Below are 303 nucleotides of genomic sequence, written 5' to 3' on the forward strand. Positions count from 1 at the left end.
GCCGTTTCATAACATGCTGTTGTAGGTTCTGTTGGTTGCGTTCCGCTTACTTCCCACATACATGTAGTATCATTAAAGGTAGCAGTCTCGTAACATGCTGTTGTAGGTTCTGCTGGTTGCGTACCAGTGACTTCCCAAGCACAAGTCGTGTCGTTAAACGTTGCCGTTTCATAACATGCTGTTGTAGGTTCTGTTGGTTGCGTTCCGCTTACTTCCCACATACATGTAGTATCATTAAAGGTAGCAGTCTCGTAACATGCTGTTGTAGGTTCTGCTGGTTGCGTACCAGTGACTTCCCAAGCA

At 45.9% G+C, this 303-nt stretch carries 1 protein-coding gene; it reads right to left on the minus strand.

Annotated features, from left to right (window positions below):
- Window positions 1–303: hypothetical protein (locus tag ACVC43_RS16715; RefSeq protein ID WP_452225694.1), on the minus strand; the 303-nt coding region annotated here is incomplete at both ends.

Source organism: Lacinutrix chionoecetis, from assembly GCF_053604665.1.